This window comes from Vibrio sp. 1S139, assembly GCF_041439475.1.
In the GTDB taxonomy this organism is placed as follows: Bacteria; Pseudomonadota; Gammaproteobacteria; order Enterobacterales; family Vibrionaceae; genus Vibrio; species Vibrio crassostreae_C.
The window spans coordinates 48130-64977 of the sequence record NZ_JBGOOD010000028.1; the positions used below are offsets into that span (position 1 = coordinate 48130).

11 protein-coding genes and 1 pseudogene are annotated in these 16848 nt (G+C 44.2%); 8 read left to right on the forward strand and 4 right to left on the reverse strand.

Going from position 1 to position 16848, the window contains the following annotated elements:
* Window positions 1-3 precede the first annotated feature (3 nt).
* The 4 genes from ACED46_RS11445 to ACED46_RS11460 all read left to right on the forward strand — a co-directional run bounded on the left by ACED46_RS11445 (window position 4) and on the right by ACED46_RS11460 (window position 4806).
* Window positions 4-633, forward strand: coding sequence for a hypothetical protein (locus ACED46_RS11445; protein ID WP_102393095.1), 630 nt, complete (start codon window positions 4-6; stop codon window positions 631-633).
* Window positions 634-839: 206 nt separating this feature from the next.
* Window positions 840-1154 carry a hypothetical protein gene (locus tag ACED46_RS11450; RefSeq protein ID WP_017061706.1) on the forward strand — a complete coding sequence of 105 codons (315 nt, stop codon included), beginning with the start codon at window positions 840-842 and terminating at the stop codon, window positions 1152-1154.
* A 123-nt stretch (window positions 1155-1277) separates the two neighbouring features.
* Window positions 1278-2126, forward strand: coding sequence for a sulfurtransferase (locus ACED46_RS11455; protein WP_017061707.1), 849 nt, complete (start codon window positions 1278-1280; stop codon window positions 2124-2126).
* A 385-nt stretch (window positions 2127-2511) separates the two neighbouring features.
* A complete protein-coding gene (locus tag ACED46_RS11460; RefSeq protein WP_371721474.1) occupies window positions 2512-4806 on the forward strand; it encodes a putative bifunctional diguanylate cyclase/phosphodiesterase in 2295 nt (764 codons plus the stop codon).
* Between the two features lie 91 nt (window positions 4807-4897).
* Here ACED46_RS11460 and ACED46_RS11465 read toward each other — a convergent pair whose 3' ends face one another.
* Both ACED46_RS11465 and ACED46_RS11470 read right to left on the reverse strand, forming a co-directional pair.
* Entirely contained in the window at window positions 4898-6268 is a 1371-nt protein-coding gene (locus ACED46_RS11465) for a glycoside hydrolase family 18 protein (RefSeq protein WP_371721475.1), read from the reverse strand.
* A gap of 172 nt (window positions 6269-6440) precedes the next feature.
* On the reverse strand, window positions 6441-7445 hold the full coding sequence (locus ACED46_RS11470; protein ID WP_017065721.1) for a sugar-binding transcriptional regulator: 1005 nt from the start codon (window positions 7443-7445) through the stop codon (window positions 6441-6443).
* A gap of 459 nt (window positions 7446-7904) precedes the next feature.
* Here ACED46_RS11470 and tal point away from each other — a divergent pair, with 459 nt between their 5' ends.
* Window positions 7905-8855 carry a transaldolase gene (gene tal, locus ACED46_RS11475; RefSeq protein ID WP_371721476.1) on the forward strand — a complete coding sequence of 317 codons (951 nt, stop codon included), beginning with the start codon at window positions 7905-7907 and terminating at the stop codon, window positions 8853-8855.
* A gap of 87 nt (window positions 8856-8942) precedes the next feature.
* The gene (tkt, locus tag ACED46_RS11480; protein WP_371721477.1) at window positions 8943-10949 is read left to right on the forward strand and encodes a transketolase; all 2007 of its coding nucleotides are present in this window, start codon (window positions 8943-8945) and stop codon (window positions 10947-10949) included.
* Between the two features lie 108 nt (window positions 10950-11057).
* Here the strand turns inward: tkt and ACED46_RS11485 are convergent, their stop codons facing one another.
* Both ACED46_RS11485 and ACED46_RS11490 read right to left on the reverse strand, forming a co-directional pair.
* A complete protein-coding gene (locus ACED46_RS11485) occupies window positions 11058-12620 on the reverse strand; it encodes a methyl-accepting chemotaxis protein (protein ID WP_371721478.1) in 1563 nt (520 codons plus the stop codon).
* 165 nt (window positions 12621-12785) lie between these two features.
* Window positions 12786-13190: pseudogene (locus ACED46_RS11490) on the reverse strand (Lrp/AsnC family transcriptional regulator); the annotation flags it as partial.
* Between the two features lie 409 nt (window positions 13191-13599).
* Here ACED46_RS11490 and ACED46_RS11495 point away from each other — a divergent pair.
* Both ACED46_RS11495 and ACED46_RS11500 read left to right on the forward strand, forming a co-directional pair.
* Window positions 13600-13926: a hypothetical protein gene (locus ACED46_RS11495; protein WP_371721479.1), complete on the forward strand. Its 327-nt coding sequence runs from the start codon at window positions 13600-13602 to the stop codon at window positions 13924-13926.
* A 47-nt stretch (window positions 13927-13973) separates the two neighbouring features.
* Entirely contained in the window at window positions 13974-16730 is a 2757-nt protein-coding gene (locus ACED46_RS11500) for an immune inhibitor A domain-containing protein (RefSeq protein WP_371721480.1), read from the forward strand.
* Window positions 16731-16848: the final 118 nt, after the last annotated feature.

Sequence of the window (16848 nt, forward strand, 5' to 3'; positions counted from 1 at the left end):
GTTATGACTATTCACACTAAACAATATCGAGACAATCATTGCGTTGATTCAAGTCGCAATCTCTTTGAGGAAAAACGTATGTCTGTACAAAGCACTTGGAACATCAAGAAGTCACTAGCCGTTATTTTAGCTGCAGCGCCATTAGTATTAGCCGGCTGTGGAGGCGGTGGGGGCGGAAGTACATCTACGGCATCACCATCTACACCCTCGACACCTGCAACTCCGTCGAATCCGGTAACAGCAACGACTCCGGTAACAGCAACGCCTTCGCCGTCTCCCGCGACAAGTGCGGTAGCAGCGCAGAGCTATACGATGAGTGATTTGGTGGTACCTGATGGATTTGACTACAACTCTGTTGAACAGTTTGATCTCAACATTGACATCAGCAGCATTTCGACAGACCGTTCTTTTGTGACCGTTTATAGCCGCTTTAGTACAAGAGATGACTCAACCTTGAAGCCGGATTACTCCAGCAAGGTCATTGCGGGCCCACTAGATAACGGTGTGTTCGCCTCCAACTTTGCAGCACCAGTAAACCATGACGCACTCTTGATAGAGATTTGGTTTTACGATGGTCAACCTCCATTACAACAAGTGGTTTCTAGCGGCGACTCTCAGATTGTCTGGCAGTAAATTGTTTAACAGCAGGTAACTTGTCGTTAGCGAGATCTCTGACGAAACAGAGTCAAAATGGATTGTTTGTAAGTAGGAAGTGAGCAGAAATGCTCACTTTTTTATTTTCGTCGAAGAGCAGTTAATTCAGCTTTCTTAGCGAGTAGCATTCACTTTACCACCAACCTCACTTATATTTTCAACATAACCTTCAAAGACTTACTCTCATGAAACAGTTAAAAATAGGTCTATTTATCTTAATGTGTGGCGTAGGCGTGTTAGTTGCCCTTGCCTATTTCCCGCTAACATCAGAGACGGGGCAACGTATTCAAGCCAAAGTAATTTCGAACACGCTGACTCAATCCTTAGATGGGCACAGGCGTTATCTGACGGTTCAGACAAAAGATAATGACGTATTTCGGCTCTCTATTGCTCCTACCACAGACTGCCCTATTGATTCTGTGGTCGCGCTTGATACATTAAACAATCAAATAACCGGACAAAGCAGTTATCAGTTCATCCACTGTCGAGCTGCACAGTAGCCATCGATGCAACAACGGTATTCGTAAAGCAACTGTATTCGCAAAAGCAACAGTAATCGCTCTACCACTGTATTCGCTAAAACAGTAAGAATCGCTAAAACAACAAGAATGGATATAACAATAATGAATCAGCCACTCATCTCACCACAACAACTTCAACAACGTTTGCTAGCAGAAGACAATATCATCATCCTCGACGCCAGCATCGAGTTTCAAATTCCAAGCGAGTCAGAAAAGATCAAAGGACAAATGATTCCTGGTGCTATTCGTTTTGACTACGACAAAGACTTTTGTAACAAGCACACTCTGCTTCCTCACATGTTTCCGAGCGAAAAACACTTCAACACTCGCACAAAAGAAATTGGCATCAATCAAGACAGTACGATTGTGGTTTACGATAACTCCGGAACCTTCGCTTCTCCTCGTGCGTGGTGGATGTTTATGGCAATGGGACACAACGACGTATTCATCTTAGATGGCGGTTTGCCAGCTTGGATCGAAGCCGGTTACGCGACCGAGACTGACTATCGCACCGAAGTAAAAGCGGGCAATTTTGAAGGCCATATTCAAGACAACTACTTTGTCAGTGCTCAGCAGATTGAAGGTTACTCAACTGACAAGAGCGCAAACATTGTAGATGCTCGTTCTCAAGCTCGTTTCGATTCAGAAGTTCCTGAACCACGTGAAGGCTTGCGTAGTGGCCATATACCGAATTCTATTTGCCTACCATTTGCCCAAGTACTCAAAAACGGCAAGTTAAAGTCCCAAGAAGAGCTTATTGATATCTTTTCAACGCTAGAATTAACGCCTTCTCAACCTATGTTCTTTAGCTGTGGCTCTGGCGTAACAGCTTGCATCATATTATTAGCCGCTAAACTCGCTGGCTATAACGGTGAAATGGGTGTTTACGATGGTTCATGGACGGAATGGGGTGCTAACGACAAACTCCCTATCGCCGTGACTAAAAAGTAATTCAACTTCGCTTAATGCAACTATTAGAATATACTGCGCATGCATAAAGAGCTTACTGATAATGATGGCCCCACGTCTCATGAAGTAAGCCTCTATGTCGCAGTCAAAGCTATGTTCATTTGAGACCAAGACTCGATTCACGCCGTTTGATTTGTAACCCACATCAACTTGCTAACCATAATTCGTGATTAATCATAAACTAATCGTTATCGACGTTATGAATACTAATTTTTCACTCAAGAATCTCTGCTCGTAGTCGTTACACTATTTAATCATTAATACTTTCATCATTGATGTTTGTATTTTTCGTTGCATGAATCGCGCTGACAACCCAATAGTTTGTCACTTGCAGTCTGTTAAAAGTAGTAACCAACAAAGGCATCTCATGGCTCTATTTAAGCAAAATATCTGGTCGCTGTACGTGTTTGTCGTACTACTGACCCTGATACTTTTCGCCGCGTTGGGAATAACAAACTGGAAAGCAAACAGAGACGACTTCATAGAGCAGCAACACATTCAGGTTGAGCTTTTTTCTAGCTCCGTCAACTCGCTGCTGACCAGTCAAGAAGCCTTATTAGAAGTGGTTGGCCATCAACTGGCTCAACAGTCTGATTTCACACGTACTGCATCTATCCAGATTAGGCCAATATTAGACAAGCTACTTGAGACCCACCCTGCGATAGCAGCGTTTGGCTTGTTGAACACCGACGGTGATTACCTCTCGATTAGCTCAAATCTCGAACTTGCGAATCAAAGGAACTTGCTGCAATACGCGCCAACCAGAGGCTCCTTCCTAGACGCCCTATCAAGCAGTAGCATGGTGCTTGGCCGTACCTATTTTCAAGATTCGTTGAATAGCTTAGTCATCCCGCTGAGAAAATCCATTTCAATCAATGGCAAGAAAACCGATGCAGTAATGACCGCAGGGCTACGATTAGACGCAACGATCGTATTTGAAAATAATGCTCACGCCGGAAGTTTCAATACACTAAGCCTGATCAGAAAAGACAGCTATCGCCAGTTTTATTCAAGTGATATTGAATCTGAGAGTGCCTATTCCTCTCCAGTCGGCAAAGATGTCATACAGCGTATTGCAAGTATCTTTACCGACCACTTCGGAATTAGCGTACAAGAAGCGATGAATGGGCAAGAAACCTATTCTTTTGTCGTCGACGATGAAGAGTACCACTCTTTGATGAGCGCGAAATACATCCCAAACTACAAATTATGGGTGGTAGGACGTACGGATCTAACTCACGTCGATAGTATATTCATACAAGAGTTCAGCATTCTTTTCGTTGCCTTTATTTTTCTTCAGTTTGGTTTCTACTTTTTGGTTAAGTCGATTGCCAAGAATGAACAACGGACTCGTAGCCAACTCATTTATCAGGCGAACCATGACCCTTTAACCTCTCTGCCAAACCGTTTGTACATGCGTAGAAACATTGGTAAATGGATTGACGATGAGTCAGAGCCGTTTTCGCTGTTGTTTATCGATATCGATAACTTTAAATGCGTCAATGACACCCACGGGCATGACTTTGGAGATAAGGTTCTCGAACAGATCGCTTTGCGTTTGATGAGGTTCCGATCTCGCCTCAGCCTATTGGTACGTGAATCCAGTGATGAGTTTTTGTTCTTGACGCCCTTGTCGAATGAAGCTGAAATTAAACGACTCGCCAAGCGCATTATTGAAGTGCTTTCTCAACCTTATGAAGTTGAAAGCGCTCAGTTTTTGTTAGGTTGCAGCATCGGCGTAGCGCGTTTCCCAGAACACGGAAAAGATCTGGATAGCCTGTTACGTTCTGCCGATATTTCAATGTACAAAGCGAAACAGCAGCAAAACTCGTACAGTATTTTCACAACGGAAATGCAAGATGCTCATCTCTACAAAATGAAAGTAGAACAAAGGCTACGCATCGCTATCGAGAAACAAACGCTGTTCATGGTTTTCCAACCGCTGGTTCGTGCAAATGAAAGTATTCATGGTGTAGAAGCACTCGTGCGCTGGATTGATGAGGAATTGGGTTTTGTTCCGCCAGATGTCTTTATACCGATAGCAGAGAACACGGGTTTAATGCAAAAACTGGGGACTTTTATTATTGAGTCCAGCATTATGCAGATCGCCCACTTGCACCGAACAACAGAACAAAAGATCGGGCTGTCGATCAACATATCAGTGCGTCAGTTTTCTCATCAATCCTTCTCTGAGCACTTGTTCGCGACACTAGAAAAGTATCAACTCTCTCCTAGCTGTTTAACGCTAGAAATTACCGAGAGCTTGTTCATTGAAGATGTGACTTTGGTGAAACCGACTTTTGAAGCCCTCAAAGAGAAGAATATAAAGATCTCTTTAGATGATTTCGGGACAGGTTATTCATCACTAAGTATGTTGAAAGCACTGCCTATCGATGAACTTAAAATCGATAAGAGCTTTATTGAGAACATTGCTGTCGATCAGCAGTCACTCACCATGGTGCAAAACATCATCGCAATCGGTAAGAACTTCGGCATGGTGGTATTAGCAGAAGGCGTAGAATCAAACGAACACTTCGCAATTCTAAAGGCATGTGGATGTGACTTAATGCAAGGCTATTACTTCTCTCGCCCTATTCCTTATTATGAGCTGGCTACTCACCTAAACAAGAAAGTGACCGAGCACGCGGAATGTTCTGTTTAAGAACGCGAGTTAAATAGACGAGCTAAATAAGGTAGGCAGATAAACACCTACCTTATTTTCTAGATATTTTCTGTTCGGTTATTTATTCATTTCACTTTTTATTCATTTCACTATGCATAACATCGATCAACTGTCCGGAAGGATCTCCTGATAATTCCCAAGTAAAAATGCCGCCTAGGTCTGATTTCTTCGCCCATTCTGCCTTTGCTTTAATAGAACGCTGATCTTCAAAAGATATGAATACTTTTTTATCTGGGTTCCACAAATAAGGTGCTTGAGCTTGCTCATCATACTTATACTCATAACCTTGTTTGTTGCTGTAGTTATTCATAAGATCCCAAAACATGAAGTAACCGTTTTCACCGGTACCAAACTGCGCCCCTTGTTCAGAAACTAGGTCACCTTTAGGCAGCTCTCCAGCAAAGTCTTTTGTCCCTTGCCAACCTCGACCATAAAAAGCCGCCCCGATCACGAGCTTCTCGCTAGGAATACCTTGCTCTATCATCTGATTAATGAAGACATCAGCTCCCATTCCCCACCAACTACGCTCGGTGGCATGTAAGTTTGTTGTGTGACCTGTTTGAGTTCCCCAGCCTCCGAGGAAGTCATACGTCATCGCAAACATGTTCGTCAGATATGGGCTAGCTGCGTTCCAGTCAATTTGAGCTGCCTTAGCACCAACACCGACAGCCGTTGAAAGCTCGTAATCTCTTTGAGTCGTCTTTGATAGAGCGTCCAAATCACTTCTGATTGTTTTTACTAAAAGAGTAAAAGCTTCACGCTCTAGCGCTTTTTGCTCATCCGTTAGTTTCGTCTCTGGGTTCCAAGGCGAAGTGGTTAAGCCGCCGCCTCCTGGGTATTCCCAATCAAGATCAATACCATCAAAGAAGTCGTATTTTTGGATCAATTCAACAGCAATTTTTGAAAAGTGCGCAATGGCTTTAGGATCTTTCGCCATCGCATGGAAAGGTTCAGACATTGTCCACCCACCAAATGAGGGCAATATTTTGATATTTTTATTTTCGCTCTTCAATTGAGCTAACTGGGCAAAGTGACCTTTATAGGCGACATCAACACCCACGTCTCCGAAATCGACTTCTAACGCAGCTTCTTTATCCACAATAATCGCGGTATATGGTTGTTTGTCTGCACATTGCTGCTGAATTTGTTTTTGGACAGGCTCACCAGTACCGCTATGAGGACCACACATGCTCAAGAAGGCGTAAATAATATGTGAGAGCTTGTCTGCAGGTATGTCGTCAACGGTATAGGGGTTGTCTTTATTCAGATATTGCCAATCCGCAAAATACCCTGCGACGACTTTATCATCGGCATGTACTGTAGGTGTGAGCATACAAGCCGTGGCTATTGAGCTAAGCCCAAAGATAGAAATAGATTTAAAGATAGAACTTGATTGGTCACTGTTGCTAGAAATAGCGTGTGTGATAAATGACAGTTTCATAATTATCTCCTTTAGTGTGGCTTAACATTAAAGAGTGATAATTCTTTCAACCGCTGAACAAATTCACTATTCGAGTCATGTCTAATAGTTATCCCCCTTATTGCACTGGTTTCATTAGGGGGAATTTCCATGATTACTCAAATAGTGAATTCAACGAAGCATAAATATCTTACTATTCACTGCCGTTTGGTTTATTCACGCTAAGTTGTTCGTCCAAGTTAAGTACCGTCAAAGCATTACTTACGCTGGTCGCTATCACATCGACCACACCGGTCCTTAGTGCGCCTAATAGAGCTAATGGCTTACTGTTCTCCGCTGCAATGGCAATGACTTCTGCAATTGGGCGGAATTCTTCCAAGGCCAAACCAATCACACGGTCACTCATTACTGTGTTTGCTGTTTTACCGTGAACATCGAAAAAGTCATAACCCGCAAAGTCACCGACGACTCCTTGCAATAAACGAGATTGAACGACCTCACCTGCGGTAAACCAACCTAAGTCGACCATATAGCTGTTTTCACTCATATCACCGATACCGACTAATGCAACATCGGCTTTTCGAGCGAGATCGAGTGTCTGCTTAACGGTGCTGTTTTCCATAAATGCGGTTTTTTGCGCTTTATTCTCGGCATAAGCCGGCGCGTATAAGGTTTCAGAAGATCCACCGTACTTTTTGGCTAGCTGCCTGCATATATGGTCGGCATTAAACATACCGCCTCTTGGGTGAATACCGCCGATACCACACACGAATTTACAGTCTCGTGGCGTAATTACGCCAGTGTGGTGAGCAACAGACGATACGTTTCGCCCTTGCCCTACTGTCACCACCATACCGTTTTTCAGTGTACTGGTAAGATAGTTAGACACTAAACCGGCTACTTGGAGTCGTTGCTTCTCTTCATTCGGTTGGTCTAGTGCCACAAGCGCACGCTTTACACCAAATCGTTCGATCAAACGTTGCTCGATCTTCGCACTAAAGACAGGGTGGTATTTCACGGTGATCTCAACAATGCCCTCATCTCGGGCTTGCTTGAGCATTCGACCAACCTTTGCACGGGAGATAGAGTACTTTTTAGATATCTCTTCTTGCGTGGCACCATCTTGATAATAAGCAACCGCGACTTCAGTGAGGAGATCAGTGTTTTCTTCGGAAACATCTTGGATATTCTTACTCATATACCACTCAACCAATATTTAACAATTATTTTACCTGCTTGAAGAACAAATGTTCGATGCTTAAGCAAGTGATACACAAGTTTACACCCCGAACATATGTAACAGCAAGGTACATTTGCTCATTGTCATAACCATGGTTTTGTTGTTGATTAATTCACCTCACTTTGCTCGTTAAACGTTTGCTTGCATACCCCATGATTACTAGAGTGAAATATATTTGACTGAAGTCACCATACAGCACTATTTACCGTTGACTTTGGGGCTAGATCGGATAAATATGGCTACATCATTTACTCATCGAGCGATCAAATGTTCTGTGCAAATGTTCGTTCGGAGAAAAATTTAAATTAATGTAAGTTTGGCTCACTGGTACAACCATTGAGAACTTCATTAGTTAGCTTGCAAATGCCCACACCTCTCCCATTAATGAGGTGTTATGCGATACATAGGATGATCAAAATGAGCAATAAATTAGAGCAACTTCGTAAACTAACAACTGTTGTAGCTGACACTGGCGATATCGAAGCTATCAGCAAGTACACTCCTGAAGATGCAACAACTAACCCATCTCTAATTCTTAAAGCTGCTCAAATTGCTGAGTACGCTCCTCTAATCGATGCTTCTATCGAATACGCAAAAGCGCAAAGCGGTGATAAAGCACAGCAAGTTCAAGATACTTGCGACATGCTTAACGTGAACATCGGTAAAGAAATCCTAAAAGTTGTACCTGGCCGTATCTCTACTGAAGTAGATGCTCGTCTTTCTTACGACATGGAAGGCAGCGTTGCTAAAGCTCGTCAACTTATCAAAATGTACAACGACGCTGGTATCACTAACGACCGCATCCTTATCAAACTGGCTTCTACTTGGGAAGGCATCCGTGCTGCTGAAATCCTAGAGAAAGAAGGCATCAACTGTAACCTAACGCTTCTATTCTCTTTCGCTCAAGCTCGTGCTTGTGCTGAAGCTGGCGTATTCCTAATCTCTCCTTTCGTTGGTCGCATCATGGACTGGTACAAAGCGAAAGAAGGTCGTGATTTCGAAGCTTCAGAAGATCCAGGCGTAATCTCTGTTTCAGATATCTACAACTACTACAAAGACCACGGCTACAAAACTGTTGTTATGGGCGCAAGCTTCCGTAACATCGGCGAGATCCTTGAGCTTGCTGGTTGTGACCGTCTAACTATCGCTCCTCAACTTCTAGCAGACCTAGAAGCAGCAGAAGGCGAAGTAGTAGAGAAGCTTATCGACTCTAACGGTACTAAAGAGCGTTCAGCAGCGATGACTCACGCTGAGTTCCTATGGGACCACAACCAAGATGCAATGGCTGTTGAGAAACTGGCTGAAGGCATCCGCAACTTCGCCGTTGACCAAGGCAAACTAGAAGACATGATCGCAGCTAAGCTGTAATCACTCTTACCAAATTCAAATAGGGGAACGTTCAGTTCCCCTACTTTTATCAATTTTGTTTTTCTTAATTTTTATTCGGAAGTTCTTATGAATCAATCTCCTCAAAACAGAAAACATCTAGCTAACGCTATTCGTGCTCTAAGCATGGACGGCGTACAACAAGCAAACTCTGGTCACCCAGGCGCACCTATGGGTATGGCTGACATCGCTGAAGTACTTTGGCGTTCTCACTTAAACCACAACCCAGCAAACCCAGAGTGGGCTGACCGCGACCGTTTTATCCTGTCTAACGGCCACGGCTCAATGCTGATTTACTCTCTGCTGCACCTAGCAGGTTACGAGCTTTCAATTGAAGATCTTAAGAACTTCCGTCAACTGCACTCTAAGACTCCAGGTCACCCAGAGTACGGCTACGCACCAGGCATCGAAACAACGACTGGTCCTCTAGGTCAAGGCATTACTAACGCTGTTGGTATGGCTATGGCTGAGAAAGCGCTAGCTGCTCAGTTCAACAAAGAAGGCCACGACATCGTAGACCACTACACTTATGCATTCATGGGTGATGGCTGTCTGATGGAAGGTATTTCTCACGAAGCATGTTCTCTAGCAGGTACGCTTGGTCTTGGTAAGCTGGTTGCTTTCTGGGATGACAACGGTATCTCTATCGATGGTGAAGTGGAAGGTTGGTTCTCTGACGATACACCTAAGCGTTTTGAAGCTTACGGCTGGCATGTAATCCCAGCGGTAGATGGTCACGACTCTGACGCTATCAATGCAGCAATTGAAGCGGCTAAAGCGGACCCTCGCCCTACTCTAATCTGTACTAAAACAGTGATTGGCTTTGGTTCTCCAAACAAAGCAGGTACGCACGACTGTCACGGTGCTCCACTAGGCGCTGAAGAAATTGCAGCAACACGTAAAGAATTAGGTTGGGAGCACGGTCCTTTTGAAATTCCGTCGGAAGTTTACTCAGAGTGGGATGCGAAAGAAGCAGGCGCAGCTAAGGAAGCAGCGTGGAACGAGAAACTTGCAGCTTATGAAGCAGCATACCCTGAGCTGGCAGCTGAATTCAAACGCCGCGTAAACGGTGACCTACCAGCTGAGTGGGAAGAGAAAGCATCGGCAATCATCGCTGATCTTCAAGCTAACCCAGCAAACATCGCATCACGTAAAGCATCTCAAAATGCTCTAGAAGCGTTCGGTGCTATGCTACCTGAATTCATGGGCGGCTCGGCTGACCTTGCGCCTTCTAACCTGACTATGTGGTCTGGTTCTAAGTCTCTTGAAGCAAACGACTTCTCTGGTAACTACATCCACTACGGTGTACGTGAATTCGGTATGACGGCTATCATGAACGGTATCGCTCTGCACGGTGGTTTCGTACCATACGGCGCAACGTTCCTAATGTTCATGGAATACGCTCGTAACGCTATGCGTATGGCTGCTCTGATGAAAGTTCAGAACATCCAAGTTTACACGCACGACTCTATCGGCTTAGGCGAAGATGGTCCTACTCACCAACCGGTTGAACAGATCGCTTCTCTACGTCTAACTCCAAACATGAGCACATGGCGTCCATGTGACCAAGTTGAGTCTGCTGTTGCTTGGAAACTAGCAATCGAGCGTAAAGATGGTCCTTCTGCACTTATCTTCTCTCGTCAAAACCTTGCACAACAAGATCGTGACGCTGAGCAAGTAGCAAACATCGCTAAGGGTGGTTACATCCTGAAAGATTGTGAAGGCAAGCCAGAGCTTATCCTTATCGCAACGGGTTCTGAAGTTGAGCTAGCGGTTAATGCTGCTGCTGAGCTAACGGCTGAAGGTAAAAAAGTACGCGTAGTTTCAATGCCTGCTACTGATGCGTTCGACAAACAAGACGCGCAGTACCGTGAGTCTGTACTTCCATCTGACGTAACGGCACGTATCGCTGTAGAAGCTGGCATCGCTGACTTCTGGTACAAGTACGTTGGTTTCGGTGGCAAGATCATCGGTATGACAACGTTCGGCGAGTCTGCACCTGCAGGTGAGCTATTCAAGATGTTCGGTTTCACTACTGAAAACGTAGTAAACACAGCGAAAGAGCTTCTAGCTTAATCTTGAATACATTGCCTCGCCCTTCAATGGGTTGATGCATACAGAAAGCCCCGCATGAAAATGCGGGGCTTTTTTTGTCTTTTCTCTCATTCGGATTAAATCTAACGGCTATTTTTCTTCGAAACGCTTTGCCAGTTGGTAGAACTCATTGACTCGTTCTTTTAGCTCTGTGGAGTGGTCTTTCACAGAATGCGTTGCCACTAAGTTTTGTTCTGCGGTCGAGGCGATAGACTGCATATGCAGATTGACTTCACTCGACAGCTCACGTTGCTTATGAGCAGAACTTTCAACAGACTGCATGAGTTCATTCATGGATTGCATTAGGTTTTCGACTTCCGACAAGCGCTCTGCACTCACCTTCGCAACATCACCACATGCGTCCGTTTGCTTACGGTTCGCCAGAATATCTTTTTGCCACCCTTCAATCGTCGTTAGCATGGTATCGATGCTCTCTTTGATCTGAACCGTAGCCTTTGAGGTTCGACCCGACAATGCACGGACTTCGTCGGCAACAACGGCAAAGCCTCGTCCTTGCTCGCCCGCTCTCGCCGCTTCAATCGCAGCGTTCAGGGCCAACAAGTTGGTTTGTTCGGCGATTCCACCAATCTCTTCCATTATCTTGCTTACGCTCTGCGCTTGATCGCTCAGTTGGTAAGTCGTTTGAGTCGCCTTTTCAGCCTGAGAAGCTAGGCTCTCTAAGTTTTGATGAGTTTGATTAATGCTTTCTTTAGCGCCAGCACAGGTTTGCAAAGTCACATCAACAATCTGGTGCGCTTCTTCTGTGCGAGAAGAGACCTCATTGGCGGTGACTTCAACCTCTTCAGTCGCCTCTCGTACTTGAAGAATGTCTTTTGTTTGTTGATCTAAGGCTTCTGATACTTCAAATGACGTCGCATTTAGGTTGTCAGCCAAATCTTGTAACGGCTTGGCTGAGTCTGTCATGCGACCTAATACGGTGTGGATTCTTGCAGACAATAGTTTTAAGTGAAAATCGGCAATAGAGAACTGACTATTACCTGAATAAACAAGACGACTAACACTATCGAATTTAGATTGCAGCTTTTTCAACTGCAGTGGAGTATCAATCAGCTCTTGTCGGAAAAGCAGTGCTAATGCTGAAACAGGAAGTAGGCTCAACAACCATTGTGATACTTGCCCTACTTCAATGAGATTTGAAATTAACGGCGCAGCCAAAGAGCCTAGCAACACGGCGTAACGAACACTGTCACTGATCTTTAATGACCATTGGTGACCCGACTTTTCAGCCTTCAAGAGGCCTTGGTAAGCCTTATCTGCAACTTGTATCCATTCATTCTTTGGCTTAACACGAACAGATTGGTAGCCACTCACCTTACCATTGTCGTAAATTGGAGTTACATAAGCATCGACCCAGTAAAACCCACCAGATTTGGTTTTGTTTTTTACGATGCCACGCCAAGCTTTACCTTGCTTTAGGTTAACCCACATATCAGCAAAAGCGGCTTTCGGCATATCGTTATGCCTTACGATATTGTGGTGTTGCCCTAGCAATTCTTGTTGGCTGTATTCCGCTATGCGACAAAAAGCATCATTACTGTACGTAATCACGCCTTTTAAATCAGTGGTAGAGACAAGTTGTTCGTTTTCGCTGAGAAGCGTTTCACGAGATTGAGTAGATGAGCTGACAGTCATTATATTAACTTAGGTTAATTATTATTTTAGGCGAGGAATATATACAATTATTAAAGTTATGACAAAATGTGAACGTCACATTTTGTGTAAATGCCTGCTATTTATACAAATATTAGCTAAGTACCTCACAAAGCTAATAACTTCACTATCTTCTCATGCCAACAGTCACGACTCATCTAAGTTTACGGCAGTGGTAAATTTCACGGTTCTCATTGAGACAGAGGTATGGAATTTACGAATATTCAGATCTTTGCGTAGTACTCGCTCCACAAAGTCTTCGTAGGCTTGAATGTCTTTGACCGTCACAATCAGCATGAAATCAAAGCTGCCTGATATCTGATAGCACTGCGTGACCTCTTCTGCCTTTGAAATAGAATGGCGAAAGATTTGGTAAATATCCCCTCGATCACGCTCCATTTCCACGGACACAACCAAAGTCATCTTACTGCCGGTCAGTTCTGGATTAATGATGGACACACCACCGACAATCACGCCCTCTTCTCTCAGCCGTTTCACTCGCTTTAAGCAAGCAGGCGGTGACAACCCGACCAGCTCTGCTATTGTTAAATTTCACGTCATTTAAACACTGAAAGTTACTCTCAATACCCTAATTATTGATATTTTGAGTAAAAATAATTTGAGCATGGGTATTTACTAATGACTCAGTTATTACATGCGTATTTTAAAACACCGATAATAAAAAATCATCTTATTAGTTAGAACCCAACGCCTTGTATAAAGCGCCCTCCAGAATAATAACCACGACCTAATCAATGTTATTAAACATCCAAACTATCAACTATTCATTCAACAAAACCCATTAAATAACTGACAATAGAATAAATAACACTCCTTATTTTATATTAACTCTAAATGTTGAAACCGGAACGAATAATTAATTGTAATAATTATCCATTTGATTGGTAAAATTTATAAATATATTTTGTTACATAATCAAAACTGATGGCTTGATATAATAATGTCACACAAAACAATGGCTTTAATGGTTCTAATTTTTTCCTCACTGTCACAGGCTTCCACTATTGAGAACGACGAACTATTGCTGAAGTTATTGATAAAACAAGGTGTTATCTGTTCAGGCTTAACCTATGAGGAAAATCAAGAAGCTTTGCGTATCTATCTCAACGCTAAAAAAGTGAAGAGCACTCCGTTTGATTCAAAAAATAGAAAAGAGACAACCAATACAAAAGAGATAGAAGGTAAAAAAAATACAACAAACACACGTCAGTTAAATAAGACACCACAAGAGTGTATTAGGCCAAACTCGGACAACAGATCCGAATAAGGCAAGTTGATACTGATATCGACATGGAAATATAAAAAGGAAATATAATGAAAATGATGAGAAGAACATTGTTGGCTTCAGCAATGCTTACTCTATTTAGCGTCAGTGGTTATGCAAAAACACCTATTGATTTAGGCGTAGTTAATGAAGACAAACTCATTGAAATGCTAGTTAGACAAGGCTTAGTCGACCAAGATGCAACCGATGTGGCAAAGCAGGATGCGCTTGACCGTTACTTGAAAAATAAAATCAATTCAGGTTTCAAAGGCGATGCTCAATTCGGAAAAAAAGCACTTGAGCAACGCGCAAAAATACTCAAAGCCATAGAAAAAGGGTCTGGCGTTAAAAAAGCGAGTGTCTTTGCTTTAGAAGTCGGCACCAAGCGCACCGATAAAGTACTCGCTCTATTGGTCGATTTCCCTGATTTGAACTGGGATGACAACAAGTTGACCGAAGAGCACACGCAGATGCTCTACGAGAGCTACAACCCTGAACATTATCAAGAGTTGTTGTTTTCAAATTCTGGCTACACAGGGCCAAATGGCGAGAACCTAATCTCGATGCGCCAATATTACCAAAGCGAGTCAGGTGACAGCTACAGCGTTGCAGGTCAAGCGGCAGGTTGGTATCGCGCCTCTAAGCCTGCGTCATTCTATGGTGGCAACTCCCCTACCACCGACAACGACCTAAACGCCCAAGAACTGGTTCGTGAAGCGCTGAATCAACTAGCTCAAGATCCGAGTATCAACCTTGCCGATTACGACATCGAAGATCGTTACGATTACGACGGTGACGGAAATTTCCGCGAACCCGATGGTGTGATTGACCACCTGATGGTGTTTCATGCATCGGTAGGCGAAGAAGCCGGTGGTGGCGTGTTAGGCCCTGATGCGATTTGGTCTCACCGATTCAACCTTGGTCGCACTCATGTACTGGAAGGTACTTCTAGCTCTCTTCCTGACCGCTTTGGTGGCCAATACGCGGCGTTCGATTACACCATTCAACCGATTGATGCGGCTGCAGGTGTTTGTGCCCACGAATATGGTCATGATTTAGGCTTACCAGACGAGTATGACACGCAATACACAGGCAGAGGCGAACCGGTTTCTTACTGGTCAATCATGTCTTCGGGCAGTTGGGCTGGTCAAATTGGTGGTACACAACCAACGGCATTCAGCTCTTGGGCAAAACACTTCCTACAGAAATCGATTGGCGGACGTTGGGTTAACGATGATCAGCTCTCGATTGATGACCTAGAAGACAATCCACAAGTGTATACGCTGTTCCAAACAACGGATAACAGTCGTCCTAACATGATCAAAGTGGATCTTCCTGAAAAGCAGATTGAAAGTCTGAAACCCTTTGAGGGCGAGTATTCATTCCACTCTCAAAAAGGCGATGATCTGAAAAACAGTATGACTCGCAAGTTGATGATCCCAGCGGGTGATTCTGCACTGCTGTCTTTCAAAACTTGGTATGAGATTGAAAAAGACTACGACTTTGCGCGCGTGCTAATCAACGGACAAGCCATTGCAGGAAACATTACCTCAATGGACGATCCATACAACACGGACCTCGTTCCTGCTATTGGCGGCGAATCTGGCGGATGGGTCGACGCTGAGTTCGACGTTTCACAATGGGCAGGCCAAGAAGTGGAACTGTCTTTTGAATACATCACCGATGGCGGCTTAGCAATGGAAGGCTTCTATTTAGATAACCTTGCTGTTGTTGTCGATGGTGAAGTGACCTCAATAGACGATGGTGAAAGCAACTCCACCTTCGCCCTTAATGGTTACAAGCTGAGTAATGGATTCCATCAAGCGCAGCACTACTATCTATTGCAATGGCGCAGCCACATGGATGTTGATGAAGGCCTAGCGAACATCAAACGCATGGGACAACTGATGTCATTCGACCCTGGCTTGATCATTTGGTACGTCGACGAATCACTAACCGACAACTGGGTAGGTAAACACCCTGGTGAAGGTTGGTTAGGCGTGGTCGATGCAGACCAAAATGCCATGGTGTGGGCAAACTCTGGTGAAGCGGCTCAAACACGCTACCAAGTTCGAGACGCAGCGTTTTCACTCAAAGATCATACTCCAATGCGTCTTGTAAACAGCGACAACGATGTACTCGAAGATACCAGTTTGGTTGGCAATGCTAGCTTCTCGGATGACCAAGATTACACATCGCCTCAAGCGCCTGATTCAGGACGCATCCTGACGGAGTTTGGTTTAGCGGTCGATATTGTGAATCAGAGTGATAACAACGAATACGGTGTGGTTCGCTTATCTAAAGTAAGCCAACACAACATCGTTCCTACTGCGAACTTCGAGCTTAATGTGACTGGTCTGACTGTTTCTGCAAACAACTTCAGCTCAGACCAAGACGGTGAGATCGCCCGTTACCTATGGGACTTTGGGAACGGCACAACAAGTAACGAAGTGGCACCAACTTGGTCTTACGAGCAAGCGGGCGAATACACGGTGAACTTGACTGTTGTCGACGACAAAGGCGCTACCGCTTCATTTAGCTCCGTAGTGAGTGTTGAATCTCCAAACGCCCTTCCAGAAGCGAGCGCGAAGTACATTCACTTGGGCCGCTGGGTAACCATGTGGTCTACAAGTTCAGACAGCGATGGTCGTATTGTTGATACCGAGTGGACACTTCCAAACGGAAAGGTGAAACGAGGTCGCACATTCACGTCAATCTTCCCTTCATACGGAAAGCACGAGGTGACACTGAAGATAATCGATGACCAAGGTGGGATTACCACTAAGACAATTTTGGTCGACCTGTAAATCATCGCTGGCTCTGTCATGCGTATTTACAACACAAGCTTAAGTACTGTTGTCACAGGATATAAGGTAAGCGTCTTTAAATCGACACATTCAATCATCGAAACGAACGTCGTAACCT